This is a genomic window from Allorhodopirellula solitaria, assembly GCF_007859855.1.
Lineage (GTDB): Bacteria > Planctomycetota > Planctomycetia > Pirellulales > Pirellulaceae > Rhodopirellula > Rhodopirellula solitaria.
Window position 1 is genome coordinate 665,656 of the sequence record NZ_SJPK01000002.1, and the last position, 23,061, is coordinate 688,716.

The 23,061-nt window shown below is 59.6% G+C and carries 21 protein-coding genes and 1 tRNA gene; 11 read left to right on the forward strand and 11 right to left on the reverse strand.

Annotation, left to right across the window (positions count from 1 at the left end; translation table 11 throughout):
- The first annotated feature begins 83 nt into the window (after positions 1-83).
- The 5 genes from CA85_RS05710 (at position 84) to CA85_RS05730 (ending at position 4,353) form a co-directional block, all read left to right on the forward strand.
- Positions 84-908, forward strand: coding sequence for a penicillin-binding protein activator LpoB (locus CA85_RS05710; RefSeq protein ID WP_391564843.1), 825 nt, complete (start codon positions 84-86; stop codon positions 906-908).
- A gap of 802 nt (positions 909-1,710) precedes the next feature.
- Positions 1,711-3,147 (forward strand): hypothetical protein, encoded by a 1,437-nt coding sequence (locus CA85_RS05715; RefSeq protein WP_146390313.1) that lies wholly within the window; start codon positions 1,711-1,713, stop codon positions 3,145-3,147.
- Between the two features lie 351 nt (positions 3,148-3,498).
- Positions 3,499-3,777 carry a hypothetical protein gene (locus CA85_RS05720; RefSeq protein WP_246112538.1) on the forward strand — a complete coding sequence of 93 codons (279 nt, stop codon included), beginning with the start codon at positions 3,499-3,501 and terminating at the stop codon, positions 3,775-3,777.
- 219 nt (positions 3,778-3,996) lie between these two features.
- The gene (rpsU, locus tag CA85_RS05725) at positions 3,997-4,191 is read left to right on the forward strand and encodes a 30S ribosomal protein S21 (protein WP_044256699.1); all 195 of its coding nucleotides are present in this window, start codon (positions 3,997-3,999) and stop codon (positions 4,189-4,191) included.
- Between the two features lie 88 nt (positions 4,192-4,279).
- Positions 4,280-4,353: transfer RNA gene (locus CA85_RS05730), tRNA-Val, on the forward strand.
- On the opposite strand, the gene CA85_RS05735 is transcribed toward CA85_RS05730, so the two are convergent.
- On the reverse strand, positions 4,344-4,535 hold the full coding sequence (locus CA85_RS05735; RefSeq protein WP_146390314.1) for a hypothetical protein: 192 nt from the start codon (positions 4,533-4,535) through the stop codon (positions 4,344-4,346). The two genes, CA85_RS05730 and CA85_RS05735, sit on opposite strands and share 10 nt — an antisense overlap.
- Before the next feature lie 465 nt (positions 4,536-5,000).
- Positions 5,001-5,204, reverse strand: coding sequence for a hypothetical protein (locus CA85_RS05740; RefSeq protein ID WP_146390315.1), 204 nt, complete (start codon positions 5,202-5,204; stop codon positions 5,001-5,003).
- A 475-nt stretch (positions 5,205-5,679) separates the two neighbouring features.
- Between CA85_RS05740 and CA85_RS05745 the strand changes: the two genes are divergently transcribed.
- Together CA85_RS05745 and CA85_RS05750 are read left to right on the forward strand one after the other, a co-directional pair.
- Entirely contained in the window at positions 5,680-6,627 is a 948-nt protein-coding gene (locus CA85_RS05745) for a hypothetical protein (protein ID WP_146390316.1), read from the forward strand.
- A 137-nt stretch (positions 6,628-6,764) separates the two neighbouring features.
- A complete protein-coding gene (locus CA85_RS05750; protein WP_146390317.1) occupies positions 6,765-7,823 on the forward strand; it encodes a mechanosensitive ion channel family protein in 1,059 nt (352 codons plus the stop codon).
- Here CA85_RS05750 and CA85_RS05755 read toward each other — a convergent pair.
- The 4 genes from CA85_RS05755 to CA85_RS05770 all read right to left on the reverse strand — a co-directional run bounded on the left by CA85_RS05755 (position 7,820) and on the right by CA85_RS05770 (position 13,026).
- Complete coding sequence (locus tag CA85_RS05755; RefSeq protein WP_246112539.1) at positions 7,820-8,521, reverse strand: LssY C-terminal domain-containing protein; 702 nt, start codon at positions 8,519-8,521, stop codon at positions 7,820-7,822. The genes CA85_RS05750 and CA85_RS05755 overlap by 4 nt on opposite strands.
- Before the next feature lie 212 nt (positions 8,522-8,733).
- Positions 8,734-10,929 (reverse strand): adenylate/guanylate cyclase domain-containing protein, encoded by a 2,196-nt coding sequence (locus CA85_RS05760; RefSeq protein ID WP_146390319.1) that lies wholly within the window; start codon positions 10,927-10,929, stop codon positions 8,734-8,736.
- 3 nt (positions 10,930-10,932) lie between these two features.
- Positions 10,933-11,652, reverse strand: coding sequence for a GntR family transcriptional regulator (locus tag CA85_RS05765; protein WP_146390320.1), 720 nt, complete (start codon positions 11,650-11,652; stop codon positions 10,933-10,935).
- 114 nt (positions 11,653-11,766) lie between these two features.
- Complete coding sequence (locus tag CA85_RS05770) at positions 11,767-13,026, reverse strand: HEAT repeat domain-containing protein (RefSeq protein ID WP_246112540.1); 1,260 nt, start codon at positions 13,024-13,026, stop codon at positions 11,767-11,769.
- A 479-nt stretch (positions 13,027-13,505) separates the two neighbouring features.
- Here CA85_RS05770 and CA85_RS05775 point away from each other — a divergent pair, with 479 nt between their 5' ends.
- Positions 13,506-14,264 carry a phosphoadenylyl-sulfate reductase gene (locus CA85_RS05775; protein ID WP_146390459.1) on the forward strand — a complete coding sequence of 253 codons (759 nt, stop codon included), beginning with the start codon at positions 13,506-13,508 and terminating at the stop codon, positions 14,262-14,264.
- 8 nt (positions 14,265-14,272) lie between these two features.
- The gene (locus CA85_RS05780) at positions 14,273-15,532 is read left to right on the forward strand and encodes a CCA tRNA nucleotidyltransferase (protein ID WP_146390321.1); all 1,260 of its coding nucleotides are present in this window, start codon (positions 14,273-14,275) and stop codon (positions 15,530-15,532) included.
- Positions 15,533-15,567: 35 nt separating this feature from the next.
- On the opposite strand, the gene CA85_RS05785 is transcribed toward CA85_RS05780, so the two are convergent.
- Positions 15,568-15,777 (reverse strand): dodecin, encoded by a 210-nt coding sequence (locus CA85_RS05785; RefSeq protein ID WP_146390322.1) that lies wholly within the window; start codon positions 15,775-15,777, stop codon positions 15,568-15,570.
- A 161-nt stretch (positions 15,778-15,938) separates the two neighbouring features.
- Complete coding sequence (locus tag CA85_RS05790; protein ID WP_146390323.1) at positions 15,939-16,277, reverse strand: cupin domain-containing protein; 339 nt, start codon at positions 16,275-16,277, stop codon at positions 15,939-15,941.
- Positions 16,278-16,516: 239 nt separating this feature from the next.
- Here CA85_RS05790 and CA85_RS05795 point away from each other — a divergent pair, with 239 nt between their 5' ends.
- On the forward strand, positions 16,517-16,735 hold the full coding sequence (locus CA85_RS05795) for a hypothetical protein (RefSeq protein WP_146390324.1): 219 nt from the start codon (positions 16,517-16,519) through the stop codon (positions 16,733-16,735).
- Here the strand turns inward: CA85_RS05795 and CA85_RS05800 are convergent.
- The 3 genes from CA85_RS05800 to pgl are packed head-to-tail and all read right to left on the reverse strand — an operon-like array spanning position 16,730 to position 17,990.
- Positions 16,730-16,945, reverse strand: a complete 216-nt coding sequence (locus CA85_RS05800; RefSeq protein ID WP_146390325.1) for a DUF542 domain-containing protein — start codon at positions 16,943-16,945, stop codon at positions 16,730-16,732. The two genes, CA85_RS05795 and CA85_RS05800, sit on opposite strands and share 6 nt — an antisense overlap.
- A gap of 9 nt (positions 16,946-16,954) precedes the next feature.
- Positions 16,955-17,248, reverse strand: coding sequence for a hypothetical protein (locus CA85_RS05805; RefSeq protein ID WP_146390326.1), 294 nt, complete (start codon positions 17,246-17,248; stop codon positions 16,955-16,957).
- 19 nt (positions 17,249-17,267) lie between these two features.
- Positions 17,268-17,990 (reverse strand): 6-phosphogluconolactonase, encoded by a 723-nt coding sequence (gene pgl, locus CA85_RS05810; RefSeq protein WP_146390327.1) that lies wholly within the window; start codon positions 17,988-17,990, stop codon positions 17,268-17,270.
- 215 nt (positions 17,991-18,205) lie between these two features.
- On the opposite strand from pgl, the gene CA85_RS05815 reads away from it, so the two are divergent.
- Entirely contained in the window at positions 18,206-22,909 is a 4,704-nt protein-coding gene (locus CA85_RS05815) for a PVC-type heme-binding CxxCH protein (protein WP_246112541.1), read from the forward strand.
- Positions 22,910-23,061 lie beyond the last annotated feature (152 nt).

The window sequence follows — 23,061 nt, forward strand, 5'->3', positions numbered from 1 at the left end:
TTCAGACCCGCAACTTGCCCACAGCCACGGCCGCCCGCCCGGTTGGCGAAGCCACAGTAGCCCACCAGGCGTTTTTCTTGTTCATGCTGATCGCATGTGGCGGCGGCTTGCTGCTCATCGCGGGCTGCGCCTCTCACCAATACGGCAAACTGCTCGCCAATGACGATAAAGACATGGTCGGCAGCCATGAGGCAGGCGCAGCGACCTGGAATCCCCTGGTCGACTCGTCCGTCGCCCAGCTACTGGGCCGCTGCCCACCGGTCTCGCCGCCGACATCCATGGGTGCCCCCTTCGCCGAGGTTCCCTACGCGGACGCGTCGGCGACGCCCGCAGCCACCGATGCGGGCACACCCGCGAAGATGGCCAGCCACAGTGTACCGGGCGACCTGCCGCTAACGGGACCTGGGACAGAACTCCTCCCGGATGCTCTCGACCCCAACTACCCCACCCAACTCGTCACCGGACCGGCTCGAGTTTGTTTCATCGGAATTGAGAACAAGAGCGCCGAGGAATTGGTCGATTTCAAAGACCAACTCTATGAACGGATCGATTCCCAGATCAACGAGAGCAGCTCTTTCCGCAGCATCAGCCGCCGCCTGATCGATGCAGCCTTGATCGAAACGCGACTGCGTCCTGACTCGCTCTTCCTACCAGCCAATCGCGCCGCGTTCGCCGCAGCACTGGGCCGCCAGGGCACCCCCGTCGACTACCTGCTCTACGCCACGATCACATCGGGCACGACCGACCGCAACAAATCGACCCAGCGCGACTACTTACTGACCCTCGAAATGGTCAATTTGGAAACAGGCGACTACATCAAGGAATCGTCAAAAATCCGCAAGGGCTACCACAAAACGCGAGCCGGAAACTGGTGGAACTTCGGCATTTTTGACCAAGCCGATGGCTAGAGTTTCCACCGTGACCGGTCAACGCGCCCCATCAGCTCAGACGGGCGGAGCCGTCTGGCTACATAGTCGACCGACGGCTCCGACCGTCGCGAGAAACGAGCACTCTCTCCAACCCAGCCAAACGGCCAGCACTGCTCAAGTCGTCGCGCCAGCGTTGAACCCACCGCCAGAACCGAGCAATCACGCCAAAGCTCAGACGGGCGGAGCCGTCTGGCTACATTGTCGACCGACGGCTCCGCCCGTCGCGAGAAACCAGCACTCTCTCCAACCCAGCCAAACGGCGAGGACCGCTCACGCCGTCGTGCCAAGGTTGAACCCACCGCGAGAACCGAGCGATCACGCCAAAGCTCAGACGGGCGGAGCCGTCTGGCTACATAGTCGACCGACGGCTCCGCCCGTCGCGAGAAACGAGCACTCTCTCCAACCCAGCCAAACGGCCAGCACTGCTCAAGTCGTCGAGCCAGCGTTGAACCCACCGCGAGAACCGAGCAATCACGCCAAAGCTCAGACGGGCGGAGCCGTCTGGCTACATAGTCGACCGACGGCTCCGACCGTCGCGAGCAACCAGCACTCTCTCCAACCCAGCCAAACGGCCAGGACTGCTCAAGTCGTCGTGCCAAGGTTGAACCCACCGCGAGAACCGAGCGATCACGCCACAGCTCAGACGGGCGGAGCCGTCTGGCTACATTGTCGACCGACGGCTCCGACCGTCGCGAGCAACCAGCACTCACTCCAACACAGCCAAACGGCGAGGCCTGTCGACAGACCTCCCCTCCTACTGAGCTGTTGCCTGCTGTTGAGCATGCTGCTTTCGTCGGGCTGCGCCACCCAGCTGGCATCGATCGATTCCGCTCGCAATGCGTTCGTGACCGGAGATCTCCACACGGCGGCGGCGATGCTCGGCGAAGTCGCCGAGTCGAACAGCCGCTTTGCGGACCCCGCTCGGCTGGACCTAGCCGTCGTTCAGCTCGCCTCGGGCGACGTTGACGGGGCCACCGAAGAGCTCCGCAGCCTGCGTGATCGGTTTGACGAAACCAGCGAAGCGGCCGCAATCGGTGGCGGGGGCGGGGGGTTGCTGACGGGCGCCAAGACCCTCTCGGGTGAGGCGCTGTCAATGGTCACCGACGACACCGCTCGCGTCTTCAAGCCTGCGGGCTATGAAGAGGTAATGATCCGTACGATGCTGTCGATCTGCTCGCTCGCTGGGGACGGCATGGACGCCGAGAGCTACATCAATCAAGCCTCGATGCATCAGGAGAAGTGGCGGAAGGTAGCCGACGCGCGTCAACGCGACTTCTTTCCCGATGCACTCGAGAGCACGCCTCACCAAGAACTCGCCCTGGCGCCGTATCTGAGGGGCGTCCTGCGAGAAGCCACGCATCATGATTTTGACGATGCGCAGCGCAACTACCGGCTCGTCAGTGCCATCAAACCCGATTTCCGGCCAGCCCAGGATGACTTGCAGAGGGCCACGGTGGGCAACCATAGCCAGCCCGACCATGGAGCCTTGTACGTGTTTGCGTTGGTCGGCCGCGGGCCGGTCTTGGCCCCCAAAGACGCACCGGTGACCTCCGCCGCGATCTCCATTGCATCGGTGCTGATGTTTCATGGTGAGGACAAGAACGACGATATCACGCGTCTTCCCAGGATCACCAGCGTCAAAGTGCCCACTGTCGTCGTGCCACCTTCCCCCATCGCCGCGGTCGCCGTCACCCGTTCGCAAGCTGCTGGGCCGCCAACTGTCGGGCCAGCTGTCGGGCCACAAGATGCTGGGCCAGATGGCTCGGGGCCACTCCCATCCGGCCCATTTCAGATGCTCGGGGCGACTCAGTCCCTGACGGACGTTGCTCAGATGGTGCAGACCCAGGCGGCAGCGGAACAGCCTTGGACGATCGCCCGCAGTTTCGCCCGCCAGGCCAGCAAGGAGCTTGCCGTGAGCAAGGCGCGCCAGAGCCTCGGCCTGACCGGCGGCGTCGGCAGCGCGTTCCAGTTCGCTGCATCAACCGCCTGGACGGCGACTGAGAAAGCCGACACTCGCTGTTGGGGGTTGCTACCACGCGAGATCCAAGTTCTCCGGGCCGAACTCCCCGTGGGCGACCATCCCATTGAACTCGCCCCGATCGGCGCCGACGGATTCTCGATCGGCCCCCAGCGATCGACGACGGTACGGATCGCTAACGGCCGCAATACCTACCTCGTTGTCGTCGCGCCCTCAGCCAACTTGCACGTCGTCGAGTAAGCCGCAGCGGCGCTGAAGCGAAAGAGTCGAAAATGCGAGGTATTGCGAATCTCCCGACCGGACAACCGGCAAAACTCGCCGTGTGGGCGCTATCGATCGCGACCCACCGCCCCGGGTAGAAAATTTTGCGGAGTGCCCCAGCCAGGCTGAACTGGTGGCGCCCGACCGCCGATACCCTCGCTATCGGTCGCCCGACCCAGCCCCTGCGGCAACGAGAATCAGACGATAACCGCGTCAACGATTCTTGTGCAATCGAGCGGCCGAGACCCCCACGACGCTAGGATGGCCGTGGGTACATCTCTCAAGGTAGCGGCCTCCCCAAGCTGCTGGGCTCTTTTTCGAAAGTTGTCGATGATCGGTTTTTCTCTCCAATCACTGGATTTGTCGCGGATGCGGCAGCAAGTTGAAACGAAACTTTGTGAATTGGGAGCACTCGAACCGCGGGAATTCCCGCTCACCCAACGGGAAGTCGTTCGCCGTGGTGAGACCTGTGCCATCTACTTCTGCCTGCACGGCCCCCGCAGCGTCAAATTGACCGCCATCGCCGACCTCAAAACCCGCTCGATGGTGTACTACGGCAGCGACGGAGTCCGCCGGGAAACCATCCGCTGGGACGCCCTGGAAGACTGAATTCTCCCACTTCACAAGGAATTTCCCGAAATCATCGAGATCCTCGGTTGTCGATGATCCCCCGGTAACGCTATGATCCTCGCTTCTCACGAGAGAGATTGTGGCCCGAGGTGCGTCAGCGACGCGGCCCCGCTACCCACAATTCACTTTCAGACAGTCCTCAAACGGAGGCGAATTTCACATGCATAAAATTCCAGACGAAGGGTTTACGAAGCGGACATGGTAAAGTTATTGGTGCGAGATCGGGAAACGATTCAAGAGGCAGTACGACGGTTCAGAAAGCTGGTAGAACGCAGCGGTATCAAGAAAGAGATGCGCCGCCGCGAATTCTATGAAAAGCCCAGCGAAACCAACCGCCGCGCCCGCTTGCGTGCCGAACGCCGCAACAAACGCACCCAACTGTTGGCCCGCTAAAGAAACTACTAGCGATTAGCCATGGGTTAGTCAGCCAGTAAACAAGAAAAAAGCTAAAAGCTAATAGCTATCCGCTAAAAGCTTCTGAGGGCGATTAGCTCAGTTGGCTAGAGCGCTTCGTTTACACCGAAGATGTCGGGGGTTCGAGTCCCTCATCGCCCATTCTCAGCCATCGACAGCCTCAGAACCGCTGGCACCGCATATTCACGGTGTTTCCAGCGGTTTTCGATGCGCTGACGAGGCTCTGCATGCTCCCGGACACCGCTGGCGACCGTGGGCTCGGTGAGCCGTTCGTAGCCATCACGTTTCGAACAGAACGGCAATCGGTAAATATGTGCGAGCATGATATCCAAATTGCCTATCAGGCATTTTTGGCACGCAACTACCACAAGCGTCGCATCAGCGAGGTGCAGCGACTGCAAAGGTCGCTCTTAACGTGAATCCGAGCCGGTACTCGCCACTGGCCTTAGTGGATCATTTGGACTTCTGTTGATTACCCGCAAGTCGTTGTACGCCGGAGGCGTTGAAGAAAATAGCCGGTGGTCGAGCGCAGCGAACACCACCGGAAACGTCGAGAAACACGCGTGCCAACCCCGAATGGCGTTGAAGATCATCCACGACGAGGTCTGCGCCCCACTTCGGGGTCGACGCTCCATCTTCCACGAACAACCACTAAGGTTCTTCTCGGAATTGAGTGGCAGGCATCTAGGATGTTGGATTTTTGAGGATCGCGGTAGGGACGGCTGTTGCCAGCCGCCCCCCGCACAGATCCGTACGTGAGCCTTGACTCATACGGCTCCTCCGTCGGGTCAAACGATCGCGACACATCGTGTCGCTACCTGTCGTGATTTCCACTTGGATCTGCGTTTGGCGCAGTCGACCGAAACGACACCAAAGTGAGAGGGACCGACCGCCTCGACTCGCTGCTGAATCACCCCAGCTGGCTTGCCGATGTAACGGGCCTGATTGGATTTTGACGATTTTGACGAACGTTTCTTGGTGGCGATTGCCATATCGGAGTTCCTTGATTGAAGGGAAAGTGAATTCCTTCAATGAAAGCACTCAGAATGCGCCCCTGGTAGTTTTTTAGGCTAACTTGGGGACATACCAGGCATGGCTCTCGTATCCAATGATCGTTCAAAAATGCGTCCCTGATGAACAAACGCTCGCCAGGGACCGACAACACCATTGGCGTACCGCTTTTGCAGGGAAACGCTGGCGACCGAGAGATCCCTTGCCAAGCCAGCACCTCTGCAGAGCTCGGCTCCGTTTCTCCCGGCAGTGCCAGTCTAACATTGATAATCACATCCCACAAAGAAATCCTTGGATACGGGAGCCATGCCTTGAAAACCTCGGGCGCACGCTTCCGTCGGATGATCCTAAATGCCTCGCCCACGACGATACGGATTGGGGGACACCGAGCGGTTTCCCGCTCCGTTTGATAGACTGTAGTAGCCCGCTACCACTCTGTTCGCAAAAGAGTCCGTCATGCCCACTTCCACCGAACCTGCTACGCGGGAAACACCTGGACCGCAGGAAACGTCTACTCCCCAAGAGACTTCGCAGCGAATTTCGCCCCATGACGTGGTGGATATGCGACCGAGCCGGTTTGACTTGACCTCAGGTTTTTTCCTGACGCTGATCCTGTTTTTGGGCGTGATCGTCTCTCTGTTGTTTTTGCTCTGGACGCTCCATCGCTGGTCTTCGCAGTCCGAAATCCGGCATTCACCGCCCGTTCGGACAACGTTTGTCGACGCGGGGAAGTCTGGTAGTGCCAACGACTTCGATGTTCCCAGTGAATACGAAGTGCAGGAGCTCACGGCACCCTCGGTGCACGAATCATTGATCGCAGCAACCCATGCAGCTGGCCCGACAGCGGCGTCGCTGGAAGAGATCGCCAATCGACGCGAGAACCTCGGCACGAGTGGGCATAGTGGTCCAGTTGGTGCCGAAAGTCACGCCGATGCGTCAACTGGGCCCGGTATCATTCCCCGCTTCGAACGCTGGCAGTTGAACTTCGCGGCGCCCGATCGAGCAGCCTACGCGGCCCAGCTCGACTATTTCGAGATGGAGCTAGGAGTCCTTGGCGGTGGGATCCAAGGCATCGACATGGCGTCGAATCTTTCGACCGATCCGCGTGCTCAGCGCCGAGACGATACGCAGAACGAAACGCGTCTGTATTTCATGTGGACAAAGCCCAATCGTCTGAGCGGTTTCGAGCACGCGATGTTGGAACAAGCGGGGATCGAGTTCCAGGGCCGCATTGTGGTGCGGTTTATTCCCTCAAGCTTGGAAAACGAACTGGCTGTGGTCGAGCTAAAGTATGCGATCCAGGCGGGCCACGAATCGGTGGCCGATATCGCCAAGACCGTTTTTCAGAGCGTGTCAGTTGCGGATGGATTTGAGTTCCAAGTCGTCGATCAACGCTATCGCTGATCGGCGGCCCCGAGTCTTGCAACCCACACGGCTCGCCTTGATCTCAGGACGGGCGAACTGGTAAACGGAGGAAGTTTCACGGCGCACCCGCATCGCGCCGCAGTCTCCACCTCCGTCCCGTCTGCATTGACCCTGGTATGAATCCAACGCATCCTGTCTCGACAAACGCTCCCGCCCCGAGGACGCAGCCGCTCTCAGGGCCATCGGCCAGCGATCTGGGGACGCCAACCGGTGAGCCGCAGCCCCCGGGGATGGCCGATGCTACGTCGGATTTGATCTCCCACATGACCAAGGGGGATTTCTCGGGGATTGCGGATTACGCCACGACGTACCTGGCGCCTGCCGTGTTTTCGGCGGGACTTGGGCTGTTTGTGATCTTCATCGGCTACATGATCGCCAAGTACCTGATGCGAGTGATCAGCCAACCGGTGTGCCGCCGGGTCGACGAAACGCTCGGCAAATTCATTGGCAAGATGGTGTTCTATCTGATCATGCTCGGCGTGGTGGGGGCTGTCTTGAGCAAGCTCGGCGCGCCCCTGGGCGGGCTGGCGGCAATGTTGGCGGCTGCTGGATTTGCGATCGGCTTAGCGTTCCAGGGCACTTTGAGCAATTTCGCCGCGGGCGTGCTGATGCTCGTGTTCCGCCCGTTCAAAGTGGGTGACTTTGTGACGGCGGCCTCCGTTTCGGGGAAGGTCAACGAGATCGACCTGTTCACAACCACACTCGACACGCCAGACAATCGCCGCATCATCGTCCCCAATAGCTCGATTGCGGGCGGCACGATCGAGAACATGACGCACCACAAGCATCGGCGTGTCGAGGTGCTCGTAGGCGTTGACTACGGGGCGGACCTGCACGTCACGCGTTCGGCGCTGCAGCAGGCGATCGATCAACTCGCCGAGCATACGGTCCAAGGCGATGACCGTGGCGGCGCCGTCGTGCTGGCCGGTCTCGGTGACAGTGCGGTGCAGTGGAAAGTTCGCTTGTGGGTGTTGGCGAAAGATTATTGGCCACTCAACGAAGCCTTGATCGCAGCGGTGAAGACACAGCTCGACGCGGCGGGCGTGTCGATCCCGTTTCCCCAGATGGACGTCCATGTCAAATCGTCCAGCGACTCGATTCTCGCGGGACCGGGAACGACGGCCGCCAATCGCGTGCGTCCCGCCCGACGCGCCGCCGATCGATTGGCGGGTTAAGGTTGGGGTGCCGATGGGCTAGCGGTCGCTTTGATCACTCCCCCATACAGATCGCCATCGGTTCGCCAAGGATCGCCTCCTCCGTTGCGTCCGGAGAGCTGTTCGTGAAAACCCTTGTCGATGAATGTTTGCTCGAGCTCGTCCGTTTTTTCGAGACAGGCAAAGAGGTAGTCTCGCTCAAGGTCGACATTGGGGGCGGTGACATGGGTGATCTGCCCGGTCGTGCGACTCAAGCCCACCCGTTCGTCATAGACGGCTGCGCCAATCCATTTGGGGCGACCATCGTCGCTCAGGGTCGGTGTCTTCCAAAGCCGCACGTGGTGTCGGTGCCGAGGGTTATCACCGACGGGTTGCTCGAACGCAAAATCTTCCTTTCGCCCGTATAGGAATAGACTGCTGACCGGGGCTGCATCATCAGGACGCGATAAAATGGTGTCGGCAGCGATTTTGACATCGCTCTCGATGCCCAAAGCCGCTGCGGAAAACCAATCTGCGGCCTTCATGATCGATAGGAGCTCGCTCTCGGTGCCGATCAGGGCCACATTCAAAGGGTCGCCGGGATGGTGATCTCCGGTTTGGGTGACCCGCGGAACGTCATCGAGTTTGGGGTCGATCCGGGCATAGCTGTCCCAGAACAGCGGAGCGATGAAGTACGCCAGGATGACCCATGCGAATCCAAGGCCGATAAGCAAAGGCAACAAGCGTCGAGGGGAGATCCGAGGACCAGTTTTCGGAGACAATTTCGATTCCTCAGAACAATGGGTGAAGGCTCAGCGTCTTCGCTCGGCACATTTCCAAGAAAACGGATCGCGAATACGGGTGCGCTGAAATTATCATGATCCAGCCTCCCCAACAACTCGCTCGCCTGACCGCAAGCTGGAAGCTTACGTCACTTTTGTTCTCCCGATGCTTACTTGGCGAACGAGAGCACCCCGTCCCAATCCGCAGGTGCGACGCGGTGGTGTTGAAGAATTTGTTGCAATAGGACGTCCTTGGGGCGATCCCAAGCTGGGAGTGCGTGAAGTTGTTGATAAGCTTCGTCCCAGCGGCCTTCCGCAAAGGCGGCAAAGGCGGTGCGAGAAAGCTCCAGCTCGGATGAGCTGAGCTGCGGTTGATTCTCCAGCGGAACAATCAATTGATAGATCTCGACGGGGGTTCGCGTACCCGCGGCGCGAACGCGGCCGAGCGTCCGCAAGCGGAAACCGTCAATGGAGACACCATCAGCTGCACCGGTGTTTCCGATGGTTGCCGAAGCATCGGTGCTTGCAGATGGAGAGACGTTGTCCGGCCCGAGCAGATGTTTGGCTGTCGCGTGATCGACAATGATCTCGACCCCGAAAACTTTCGTGAGTCCCTCCAGGCGACTGGCTAAATTCACGACTGGGCCGAACGCCGTGACTTTGACTTGATCGACGGTGCCGATCCGTCCGGCAACGGCACGTCCCGAAGCGATGCCGATCCCGCAACGGAATTCCGTTTCGCCACGGGCGTAGTCGCGGCGGATATCGGCGGCGGCCTGAGCGGCCGCGGCACTGGCGGCGATCATGGGGTCGGTGCCATGCGGCAGGGGCAGTGGCCAGCCCCAGAAGCCCATTGCTGCGTCACCATGAAAATCGCCGATGACTCCCTCGGTATTGAGGATGTGTTTGGTCATCACGCCTAACGCGGAGCTGACCTGTTCCAGCAAGACGAGGAGTTGTCCACCGTGCATTTCCGAGGTGCGCGAAAATCCTCGCAGATCGCAGAACATCACCGACAGGCTGCATTCACGCGGTTGCAGCCAGTTCTCCGAGTCCGTACCGGCGATGGCATCGAGAACCACAGGAGCGAAGAACCGCCGCATCGCAGCATGGCGTTGTTGGAACTGGTTGGCTTGGCGGATGCCCGACACCAGCGAACCGACGACTTCGGCAAACTTGACATCATCGCTGAGGCGATCGACAAGTGTCCTGGAGTCGCTCGCCGCCCGCCCGCTCGTCATCGCGCCGGCGCGACTGCCAGCGACGTAGAGCGCCCATCCCCGGCACGCATCGCTTCGCAGCGGAACGCAGAACGCCCAGTCCACGTTCTCATTCATGGTGTAGTCGGAGGTCGCTGCTGCGGACGCCTGGGGATTGTCGGCTGGTCGAGCGAGTGAGTTTTCCCAGAGATGCAAGACGCTATCTCGACGGCGCAGTGTGGCGTTGACGAGTTTGGCACTGACATCGTGAGAGCTCGATTGGCTGTCGCGGACGTCGTAATGCAGAATCTCCATGGCAGCAGCAGCTGCCGCTGGGGGGACTGTCTGAGGATGGGGCTCTCGCTCACCGTCGCGGACGATCGCTACCGCGGATGCCGACGGTGTCGCCCGCAGCAGGACATCGGTGACTCTGGCAAAGAGTTCCTCATCGCTGACGCTCCCTGCGACGAGGTCAGGAAGACGCGCCAACAACTCGATTCGGGCTTGAGAGTCGTAGAAACTTCGTTGACGCAGCACCGACTCGGCGAAGGCCATCTCAGTTACCTCGGTACCCGAGGGAGACGCCATGTAATCCGGTGTCGGTGCGGTCGACTCGAAGCCTGCGTCAGCGGCTCGTGCCAACGCAGGTGACACCTCGTTGGGTGATGAATGGGCGGGGGCGGCCCCGCGACGGGTGGTGGGAGTTCGCGGTTCGACAGTGAATCCTGGTCGGCGGGCGAGCGTGAACGTGGTCTGGCCGATGACAAAGTGCTCGCCGGGGACGACCACGAAGCGGTCCCGTGGTTTCCCGCGGTAGAAAATCGGATTGCGAGATCTTGGGTCACGGGTGACCTGCAGCCGGTCGCCGCTGAGAGGTTTCAAGATAGCGTGGTGCCGCGAGATCGATGTGTCCCAGAGCACCGCCCATGGGATCGCGGCAACATGGCGTTTTTGCCGTTGCCCCGGAGCGGCGACGGCCTGTTCGTCAGTACTCGGCGATGAATCGTCGGGGGAGGCAAGCTGATCCGGCGGCGGGGACGACTGGGGTTGCCGACCGAGTAAAACATCGCGACCGGCGGCGATTTCGGGGAGGCCGCGACGCCAACGACCTGTCTCGTGGGCGCTTTCCTGCGATCCTCGTGCTCCTTGCGCAATCAGGTCTGGCATGGGTTACACCGCCTCGGGCGCCTCGTCTGCGATGGGCTTGGCATCGTGTTTCTCCATCAGTTTCAGGTACAGCATCAAACCATATTGGATGTGCTCGCGAGCTGCCGTTGCGGCCGCATCGGGCTCATGATTGGCGATCGCGTCCAAGATGGCCTGGTGTTGGGTGCAGGTTAGATTCATCGAGTCGGTATCGTGGATGTTTTTCCGGATCCCGAAGACGCGAATCAACGCATGCGATTGGGTTGCCGTTTGCACAATCGCTCGATTGCTCGTTGCCTCGAGCACGCACATATGAAACGCATAGTCCGCCCTGTCGAATTCTCGCTTAATTTCACGACTTGCGATTTCGGTGCCCGACTCCGCTTGTTCCTGGCAGGCGGCGACCATCTTCGTCATCTCGGCAGCAATCGCAGCGACCTGGTCCGCGTTGGCCTTGCGGGCAGCGATTGCTGCGGCGCCGGGTTCGATGATTTCGCGGACCTCGTAGATTTCGAGCAGTTCGTCGTGCCCGAGTGCGCGGACGACGGCACCGATTTGCGGAACCAGTTCGACCAGGCCCTCGTTGGCCAATCGACCCGCGGCCTCCCGGACCGGCGTGGCGCTGACGCCGATTTCTTTGCCGATGGGACCGTAGAGCAGGCGGGTGCCCGGCTCATAGTCCCCCGAGATCAGCCGATTCCGGAGGTATTGATACGCACGAACAGAGTGTATTTCTTGGCCCATGGCGTCTCTCATTTCCTGAATATCTTCGCTGCGTATCCCGCGTCTCGTTGCATTCGCTTCGAGTGGGAACCCCCTCGATTGTACCCGAGGCAGAAGAAACCGACATAGGGCCCGCTAGGAAGCCGAATCTCTTCGCAGGTCGCGGCGTGGCGGATTCCTCAGGGCTGCGAAATGTCTCCGCCAGGCTGCTTCGACGTAGCCGTAATCTGCCCCAGGGGCAATTGTTTTGAGCAACTCCAAGACCGCTGGGTGACGCACAGATGTGGTCCTCGTGAACGTTTGGGCGCCTTGGCTCAATCCCGAAACACCGTTGTCACCAAAACCAGCTTGTGTGCCGCCGCTGCCAACTTGGATTTTGGATTGCTTCTCGGTGACCAGCGCATCGACATAGTTGAACGCCAGTTCAGGATCGGGGAAAAACGTCAACGCTCGGGCGGCGGCTTCGACCTGGGAAGGGGATGTCGAACGAAGCAGGGGTGCGTAGGTAGCGACGGCCGACGAGGCGCCGTACTGGGTGAGCTGACGCAGCGATTCCTCGCGGAGCAACTCGTCCGATTCATTGAGTCCCATTTCGACCAGTGTGGAGACGGCGCCTGAATTGTGAAGCCGCCCGAGTAGTTTCACATAAACCATTCGAAGGCTCCGCAGATTTCCTTTGGAGTTTCGCGAACGCAGCAATTCCGCAGCGATCGCCTGGGTCGCTGCCGGGTCTTCAATCGCTTGAATCTCAGCCATGGCTTCGCTGTCGCCGCGGATGGCATTGTTGTGCAATCGGCGAAACTTGCGAATCCATAACTTGCTCTGCTTGTCCGCCTCGTCGGCTTGATTGCGACTGGCCAAGACCTCGGGCAGCACCCAGCCTCGTTTGGCACGGATCAAACCCTGGTCGCGACGAAGTGCTTCGGCACTAATCCACCCGCTCTTCGTGTCGTGACGGATGTATCCGAGCGCCGCTCGGGCGAAACGATGGTCTGGGTCGAGTTCGATCGTGCGGGTGAGGTGATAGCGGTGCTGAGGCAAGAGCGTGTTGAGTTTGCACCAATGGGCGAGTTTGAATTGGGCTTCGGCATCTTGCCCGGCCGCCGCTGCCCGCTGGCGATACTCCTGCAGATCGGCGGCCACGACGGTTTGCCGAACATGGGTGCCAGCGACGGCGATAGCGAGGTCGTCATCGACTCGGACAACTGCATGGGCGGTCGAGCCATCAGGCTTCTTGGCGGCTTTGACTTCACCGGTCAACTGACCGCCGCCGGAGAGTTCGACTGTGCCTGCCTGAGCCGTGGAGCATGGCAATAGTGTCCCGGCACCCCCGGCCACCAGCACTGCAAAACTCAGATGAACACCGAAAATCCGGCGAAGGGGCGCACTCAACATAGGAAACTCCATCGACACAAATTGCAGACACACCTCCATTCTACCCCAACTTCGATGATTTTGCTCACGATCGCTGCGTCACCCTACCTCCGGCAAGGGGGGGCTGGTCTTCGCCCGCAAGACCGGGAAAAACCAGATCGATAGATTCACCCTCTCCGGGGCCATCTCCTGCTCAGATAGGCTGTCCCGGCGGGCTGGAGGCATGTTCTCCCCCTCGATCGGTTGCCAGCGAACGGAAATCGGCTCAAGCGAACTCGGATGGCGGTCGATGGAGATACTTGACCATCTAGGTCAGGATTGTATCCTTATCGCAGCCCGAGGTCGAAGTATCCTGTTGTTTTCAGGTTTTTTCCTCGCAGTCGGCTTTCGCCCGTTCTTCCTTGTCACTGAGCAGTGTCACCGTGACCCTTGATTCGTCATCACCGAAACCGCTCTCGGTCGAGGAATCGGCTGGAGCCGCATCGGCGGCCCGGAAAGCGATGAAACTGGACGAGCAGGGCATCCCGCTGGTCGGTGGCGCTCGGGTTGCCGATCCGCCACTGGAACCTACGCCGGAATTTCTCGCCGAGCTCGCCCGCGAGAGTGACTCGTTGGAAAACGAGTCGCCGCAAGCCATCCTCCAATGGGCGGTGGACCGGTTCGCTCCGAACTTCACCATGGCGACGGCGTTTGGTCCCGAGGGCATGACCATCATTCATATGTTGGCGGGCATTGCACCTGAGACCCCGGTCTTCAACTTAGAGACCGGCTATCAGTTTCAGGAGACGCTGGAGCTACGCGAACGGGTTCGCGAGCGATACGGTATGACGGTGGAGTACAAGTACCCTGAGCTGACGGTCGAGGAATTCGAACGCAGCAATGGCGGCCCAATTTACGCGACCGATCCCAATCGGTGCTGTTTCGAGCGGAAGCTTCGCGTTCTGCACGAAGCGGCGCGAGGTTGGCACGCGTGGGCCAGCGCCATTCGCCGCGACCAGAGCGAAGATCGCGCGAAGGCGCCGATCGTCGGTTGGGATCGAAAGTTTCAGCTCGTCAAGATCAGCCCGCTGGCCAATTGGAGCAAGCAGCAGGTGTGGTCGCTGATTATGGACGAGAAGATTCCCTACAACCCGTTGCATGACCGTGGGTATCCCAGCATCGGTTGCCAACCCTGCACACGTTCAGTGATGGCGGGTGAGGACGAACGGGCCGGTCGTTGGAGCGGTTTTCAGAAGACCGAGTGTGGTCTGCACAATTAGAGTCCACGATGGAATTTCCAACCTCGGTTCTGCAGTCGGCTCCGGCGCGTGAAGCGATTCGCATTGTCGATCGACTGCGGGACAATGGTTTTCTTGCCGTTCTCGCTGGCGGCTGTGTTCGCGATGCGCTACTCGGTCGCACGCCGAAGGACTTTGACGTTGCCACCGAGGCGACACCGGACTCGGTCCAGCGTGTTTTTGGGAAGCGGCACACGATTGCTTTCGGTGCATCTTTTGGTGTCATCGGTGTCATCCCTCCCCGCTCGAAGGACGGTTCGAGGGAATCGCTGCCGCCGACGGAGGTGGCTACTTTTCGCGCCGACGGTACCTATAGCGACGGTCGGCGCCCGGATCATGTGACCTATGGCACGGCGGAAGCCGACGCAGCTCGCCGTGATTTCACGATCAATGGGTTGTTCTACGATCCCGCGGAGGACGCGATCTTGGACTACGTCGACGGGATTGCTGACCTGCAGTCAATGCACCTGCGGACGATTGGTGAAGCCGACCGACGCTTCGACGAAGATAAACTGCGCATGCTTCGCGCTGTCCGATTCGTGACGACGTTGGGGTTGAGCGTTGAATCGGCGACGCTCGCTGCCATTCATCAACACGCCGACAGTTTGCGCGTGGTCAGCGGCGAACGAATCGGCGCCGAGATGCGGCGCGTGATGTGCCAAGGTGATGCCGGTCGCGGTTTGCAGTTGTTGGTCGACACGGGGTTGTCTCGCCATGTTTGGCCGGGGCTCGATGCGATGAATTGGGCCAAGCTCCGATCCTGCTGGCAACGCTTGCCTGAAATCACGTTTGAAACCGCGATGGCGACAACCCTGTCCGTTCTCAGTTCCGAGGCCGCGGAGGCCCAGGCCAGCCTGAAATCGTTGGCCCGTCGTTGGAAATTGTCCACCGTGGAACAACGCGCCATTATCGCTGCGATCGAGTGGGCGCCTCGGGTTGTTCAGTGTGTCGACGAGCCCTGGTCGAACCTGCAGCCCATCCTGGTCAACCGAGATGTTGACGTCATTGTCGCTGTCGCGCAAGCGATTGCGGAGGACGGGGCGGGGATCTCACGGGCACAACGGGAGTTGCAGCGGGAACCGGCAACCCTCAATCCCCCGCCGCTGCTCAGCGGCGATGACTTGATCGAGATGGGCCTGACGCCCGGCCAAAACTTTCGCACGTGGCTTGCCGAGATCCGCCGCCTGCAGCTCGATGATCGCTTGTGCACACGCGAGGATGCTGTGGCCTGGGTGCGTCAGCAAACCTAGTGGTTTGACGGCGAGTGGTTGTACGGCGAGTGGTTTTACGGTTCGAGCGTGAATCCAACTTTGATGGTCACTTGCCAATGAGCGACCTTGCCGTCGACGATGTGTCCGCGGGTTTCAGTCACTTCAAACCACCGCATGTCACGGACGGATTTGGCCGCGCGGGAGATCGCGTTGGCTGTAGCGTCTTCGATGGAATCGGGCGACGAGCCGACGAGTTCGAGCTTCTTGTACACATGGTCTGACATTAGGGGCTCCTGGGGTGCAAATGGATACTAAGACGACCCACCGGCGACGGGTGAGTATGAGGGTGGTTCGGACGGGCCTGCGGCTGCGAAGATTGAGTGTTCAACCAACGATGTTATCAGGTTAGCTGCGTGAGCGCCGTGTCCCTTTCCGCGATTGTCCTTCACGCGGTTGTTTTGTGAAGGAGGATGGTGACGAGTACGGACGAGTCCTCAATCGCTTCGACAGCATGCAGTTCGGCGGCATGGAGAAAAAGCAGATCGCCGGCGAGCATTGTTTGTGTCCCACTCGGAGACGTGAACTGGATCGCACCCTCGAGGCATTGGACTGTGATTTCTCCCGGAGCTTTGTGCTCTGCAATCTTTTTTCCTGCTGGTAGAACCAACCGCAGTGCTTCGATGTTGTCCGTCTTCAGCAACGCCTGAGTCTTACTTTCTTGTAGTTTGTCGCCGAGAGGACGAACGTCAATGATTTCGCCGGCCTGGGCGTGTGGGGTCGCCATGCGTGTATCCAGAAAACGAGAGGGGGGCGGATCTGCTGGGGATGGTCCCAAACGATGGCTCGATTCTAACACCTCAGCGCAGCGACTGCACGCACACCATCAGTCGCCAGGGCATGGTCTCTGATCTCGACGTCGCGTCGTCGTCCACGAGAGTGGCAGTTCTGGCAGGCGTCGGATTTGGTAGAGTGACTCCATTTTCTTCGCCGTCTTCTTTTCTCTTACGAAAGAACCTTCTCATCATGAAAGACCCATGGATCGAAAATGAGTGGGATGATCTCTGCGAGCGATTGCAGGAATGCGCCGCTGACATGGATTCGACCGCGGACGATGAGGTGACGTCCCGGCAAGAGGCGGCGTCGGAATTCGTCAGTTCGGACCCACCCACTCGCTACCCGGAGTTGTTGCAGCGGGTTGCCGAGGCCGCCGGTCTGGCGATCTCATGGCAGTCAACGTCATGACGACGCCGGCCGGGCGATCGCGGCGTGGAGTTGCTCGAGCACCGCAGCGGGGCTGAGATCGTTCTGCTGGCAGACGTACCTCAGCGACTTGCCCCCGCAACTGATATCCATATGCAGTCTACCGAACACGGCGGTCGTTTCGGGGTGTTCGATGATCCATTCCGGGATGCTCGTATCGAGATCACACCAGACGCTGTATGGTTCGGTCATGGGAAAAGCTCAGTCCTGGGCAAACAGCCGATCCACGATCGAATGCATGTTTTCTCGGAACCCAGCGAGCGTGGCATCGTCGAGAAGTTCCGAATGATCGCTTTTGACCATCGCGGCAGCTAGCGGTTTGTGCTGCCTCCAATCGTCGAGAGTGAAGTTGCGGATGTCCACGTAGACGTCCGAGAGGTTGCTCGTCTCCTTCGACACCATGAAGACGCCGTTCTGTCCCCGGACGAGATGAAAATGCATCGCGTTGTAGATCAGAGCGGCGCCGAGAACGACGCCAGAGAAAAATTTCAACATTGCACATTCCTTCGTAAGTTCAAGACAACTTCGCGGCCGCCGCCTGGTCGACGTAGAAACAGGTATCCTCCGCGTCGACGTGCGACACGGGGTAGTCGGCAAACGCTCCCTGTTTGTTGATGACCTCCGCCAACACGTCTGCTTTCCCGGCCCCAGTAACGAGCACGGTTACTTTCTTCGCTGCGTCGAGGACGCGGCCGGTCAGCGTGACTCGCTGTTGGCCGGATTGTGGGTGCGTGGCGACTTCACAGACCTTCGGTGACTTCAGAAATTCGTTTTGATGAGGAAAGATGGATGCGGTGTGCCCGTCATCACCCATGCCGAGGATAATCAGATCGAACTGCGGATTGCCATCCCGGTCGGCTGGCACAATCCGCTGGATCTCTTGCTCATAGCGGTTGCATTCCTGCTCCGGTGAGGCTTCCCCCTTCACGCGGTGAATATTTTCACCGGGAATCGAGATTCGGTCAAACAGCAATTCTTTTGCGACCCCGTAATTGCTTTCGGCATCCTCGGGGGGAACGCAGCGTTCATCGCCCCAGAAAAATTCGATACGAGACCAGTCAATCTTGTCAGAGAATTGATCCGCCCACAATTCGAACAGACGTTTCGGTGTGCTGCCACCGGATAGGGCCACGGTGAGAGTGACCCCCGGCTGAGCATCCACCCAGGCAGCGAAGTCGGCTGCGAACGCTGCCGCGAGAGCGGTCGGATCGGCAAAAAGTTTGGTTGAAACGGCCATGTTGTTTAGTCGGAAGAAAGGAAAAAAGCGGATGTACCCCCCAATCGCAAGCTGGCGTGGAGTATAACGGATAACCCTCCAAATCGGTACGCCTGCGGACTGCCCCGTCGCAGTGGGGAAGGATGCTTCCCAATGGAACCAGGGCACCGTGTCCCCACGCAGCGTTTTCGCGGCCGCGTGCCGATTATTTTATCTCAATCCAAGAGGCTGTTACGTTGAAATTGCATTGGTTCATGGCGATCATTCTGCTTCTTAGCATCGCTATCTGTAGCACAGCGCAAGCCGCAGAGCCCGCGGTAACATCGGCAGCCTCACCGCTGAAGTGGAAAACGCAGCGTGTGCATGATGAGTTCCTCGGGGAAGGCGCCGCAGCGGGCGATCTCAACGGTGACGGCGCGATCGACCTGATCGCGGGCCCGGTTTGGTATGCCGGTCCCGAGTTCACCGAGCGACGCGAAATCACGGCTGCGAAGGTGTTCAGCATCAATGGATATAGCGACCAATTTTTCTCGTTCGTGATCGATGCCAATGCAGACGGTCATTTCGACGTGATCTCGGTAGGGTTTCCTGGCAAGGCGGCGACGCTGTACCTCAATCCGGGCCCAGAGCGACTGAGCGAGCACTGGGAAAAACGAGTCATCGCTCCTCGCGTCGCCAACGAATCGCCCACTCTGGTGGACCTCATCCCGGGCGGGTTCCCCGAGCTCGTCTGTGTGCGCGATCGGGCTTACGGTTACTACCACGCCACCGATGACGCGACCGCGCCATGGCAATGGGTAGCGGTGTCCGAACCGGGAACTGCGATTGAGCCATTTGGTCATGGACTCGGTGTGGGTGATGTCGACGGCGACGGCCGACTCGATGTCATCGACAAGCAATACTGGTGGAAACACCCTGGTGAGGCGTCCACGCATGCTCTGTGGCAGCGTAACACTTGGTTACCCGAACCCTATGGTAACGGTGGTGCTCAGATCTACGCCAATGACCTCGATGGTGATGGCGACGCTGATATCCTGACGAGCAAGAACGCTCACGGCTATGGCATGGCCTGGTTTGAGCAAATGCCCGATGGCAAGTTCACACGGCATGACATCTCCAATGAATCGTCGGTGGAAAATCCCTACGGTTTCGCGGTCTCGCAGCTCCACGCGGTCGAAATGGTCGACGTCGATGGGGACGGCGTCAAGGATATTGTGACGGGCAAACGATACTACGCTCACCAAGGCCACGATGCGGGCGGTCTCGAGGCGCCCGTGGTGGCGTGGCTGCGCTGCGTCCGGCACACCAATGGCTCAGTCGAGTTCGTTCCGCAGATCATCCACGAGCGTTCCGGGGTGGGCGTCGAAGTCCTCGCGACCGATCTCAACGGCGATGATACCGTTGATATCGTCTCTGCAAACAAACTCGGCCTGGCGATCCATTTTCAGCTGCCGCCCGAAAGTGAAGGGTCCTCGACAGCATTGACCACCGAACGCTGGCTCGTGGAGAAAACCCCGATGGATCAATACATCGACGGTTATGAGGCGGAGGACGCCGCGAAAAACATGCAGGTGCCACCCGGATTCACGGTCGATCTGATTGCCAGTGAACCGGAATTGGTCCAGCCGATCGCGATGTGCTTCGACGATCGCGGACGGATTTGGATGATCGAGGGTAACACGTATCCACGCAAAGCCCCAGCAGGCGAAGGCCGGGACCGGATCTTGATTCTCGAGGATGCTGATGCCGATGGGAGTTTTGAAACCAAGACCGTTTTCGCTGACGGTTTGAATCTGGCCAGCGGGATCGCGGTTGGATTCGGCGGCGTGTGGGTCGGTGCGGCTCCCGAACTCCTGTTCTATCCCGATGCCGATGGCGACGATGTGCCCGATGCGGAGCCCACAGTGCTACTCGATGGCTGGGGGTACCAGGACACGCATGAAACTCTCAATAGTTTTCGATGGGGCATGGACGGATGGCTCTATGGTTGCCACGGCGTCTTCACACACTCCAACGTGGGGAAACCAGGGGCGACCGAGGCGGACCGAACCAAGATCAACGCGGGGGTTTGGCGATACCATCCGACGCGGCACGAATTCGACGTGTTTGCCCATGGAACGAGCAATCCGTGGGGTGTCGATTACAACGAAAACGGCGACTGGTTCATCACCGCGTGCGTGATCCCGCACCTCTACCACATCATCCAGGACGGTCGATACTTTCGTCAGGCCGGCTCCCATTTTGATCCCTATACCTTCGATGACATCGAAACCATTGCCGATCACTTGCATTACGGCGATGGGACCTTTGCATCCTCGGCCGGTGGCAAAGTCAATCGCGAACTTGTCCGGCGGACCGAAAACACAACGTCGTCGGTCGGTGGTGGGCACGCTCATTGTGGATTGACGATCTATCAAGCCGACGAGTTCCCGGCGCAGTACCGTGGTGAGCTGTTCTTTCACAACCTTCATGGTCACCGCATCGTTCGCGATCATGTCGAGGAATCGGGTTCCGGCTACGTTGGACGCCACCGCCCGGACTTCGCCATGTCCGAAGACCACCGCCAGATCGGTGTCGGCATGATGCAAGGTCCCGATGGTGCGCTGTATACATCCGATTGGCACGACCCTCAGACCTGCCACAATCGATCTCCAGAGATTTGGGACCGTACCGACGGGCGTTTGTTTCGAATTCGCTATGGCGACGTTCAACCCTTCCAGTTCGATCTCGCCAAACGCAGCGACAGCGAGTTGGTGCAATTGCTCAAGCATCCCAATGCGTTCTACGCGCGCCACGCACAACGCCTTCTCCACGAGCGAGCCGCAGCGAAGATTCTCGATCAGGGCGCCGTCGACGCGTCTTTGGCCGAAATTTTCCATTCCGATGCCCCGCGACTGCACCGCTTACGCGCGATGTGGACGATGTCGCTCATCGGTGACACCAGCGTGTCCGAACGTCTCAAACAGCTTCGAGATCGCGACGAATACGTTCGCGGTTGGGCGATCCAACTCTGTGGCGAGTCGGCCGATCCTATTCCCGCCGAGTGGATGCAAGAGATGGTGTCGATGGCCGCAGCGGACTCCAGCCAAGTCGTGCGGCGGTATCTCGCTTCCCTGTTGCAGCGGTTGCCCGAAATACAGCGATGGGACATCGCGGAGCGGTTGGTAGCCCATCACGACGACCATCGAGACCACCAGTTGCCGTTGCTGCAGTGGTACGGCATCGAACCTTTGGTCCAGGTAGATCCTGTCCGTGTGATGAAGATGGCCCGCCGCAGCGGAAACGCCATGCTGAAGCGTTTCGTTATCCGTCGCATGGCCGTCTCCGATGTCGGCCGCGAATCGCTCGTGCAGCTGCTCGGTGACGATTCGGTGGCCGGGCGACAAGCCATCAGCGAACAACAATTAATTCTCAACGAGCTGCTGTCGACGGCAAAGAGTCGCAGCGGTGTGGAGATGCCTTCGTCCTGGCCAGTGATCGCGGTGACGCTCCGCGGAAAAAGCAATCCTGCGATCGGATCGCTCATCGACGCGCTCGGGATCCAGTTCGGCGACGAGTCTGCCTTCCCGATGTTTCGCGACGTGCTCGAGGATACTTCCGCCAAGGCTGCCGACCGGTTGGAAGCACTGCGGCTACTCTCTCAAGCCAAGGATTCGAAGCTGCCCAGCGTGCTGGTTGGATTGGTTGATGATCCCGATCTCGGCGGCGACGCGATTCGAGCTTTGGCGCGTTACGAAGACCGGGAAATCAGCGGGAAGCTGATCGAGCTCTATCCGGATTGGCCGGCAGCGAAACAATCCGATGCGCTGCATGCCCTGACGGCTCGGCGAACCTCCGCAACGGCTTTGGTCGACGCCATGGAATCAGGCCAGATTGATGCCGCCAGTGTGCCGGCCTATGCGATCCGCCAGATCCTCGCGGTTGCCGATAGCGGAAACCGTAATGCTGAGGACGAACTCACCAGTCCACTGGCCACCCGGCTGGAAAAGGTCTGGGGCCAGATAGGCTCGACCTCAGCCTCGGCTCAAGCCGATTTCGCTCGCTATGAAAAAATGCTCACTGCCGATTTCCTCAGGAAAGCCAATCGGGTCGAGGGCAAGAAACTCTACGAAGTCAATTGCGGAAAATGCCACCGCCTGTTCGGTGAAGGTGAAGCGATCGGCCCAGACTTGACCGGCGCCAACCGCACAGACGTGAAATACTGGCTCGAAAACATTCTCCAACCCAACGCCGTGATCGGCAAGGCTTACCAGATCACGACGCTGCTGATGGATGACGGCCGCGTTGTCAGCGGAATCATCCAAGACCGGAATGAAGACGCTCTCACCGTGCAAACGCCGCTCGAGCGGATCGTGTTGGCAGTCGACGAGATTGAGTTTGAGAAGGCATCGAATGTCTCGCTGATGCCTGAAGGTCAGTTGCAGCCCATGTCACCCGAGCAAGTCCGCGATCTATTCGGGTACCTGATGAGCCCCGGCCCAGCGTTGACCCGTGATGGGGCCGTTGAGGCGGAGTCGATGATCGACCAAAGCGTGGTGACCGAGGGGCACGTGCGAGCGCAAAACATGGCTGCGTTCCCAGATCGTTGGTCTGGAGATGAACAATTGTGGTGGACCGGAGCCAAGGTGGGCTCGGAGCTAACGCTGTCGGTCGCGGCACCAGCGTCAGGCCGATACGATGTCACGCTGCTGCTGACGACGGCGCCCGACTATGGCACCATTGAAGTCACCCTCGGCGACCAGCCCGCACGCAGGGCCGATCTGTACCGATCTGAAGTCAAGTTGGCTGAGCCGATTGTCTGGCAGGACGTCCCACTGAGTTCGGACAAGCCGTTCCCCTTAGTCATCCGCGTCGCCGGCGCGAACAAACTGGCCATCGCACGCTACATGGTCGGAATCGACGCGATCACGCTGGACCCGGTTGGGGAGACAGGGAAATAGAGATTCATCGTCTTGATTGGCCGAACACCGGACACGCACGTTTCGAGGCGTCGATTGCGTTCGGATCACGCTTCGCGGCGTGATCGAGTGAACGTCCAGAAGACGCTCGCAGCGACCACTAAAATGCGGCGTCACCTGCATTGCCGCTCGTG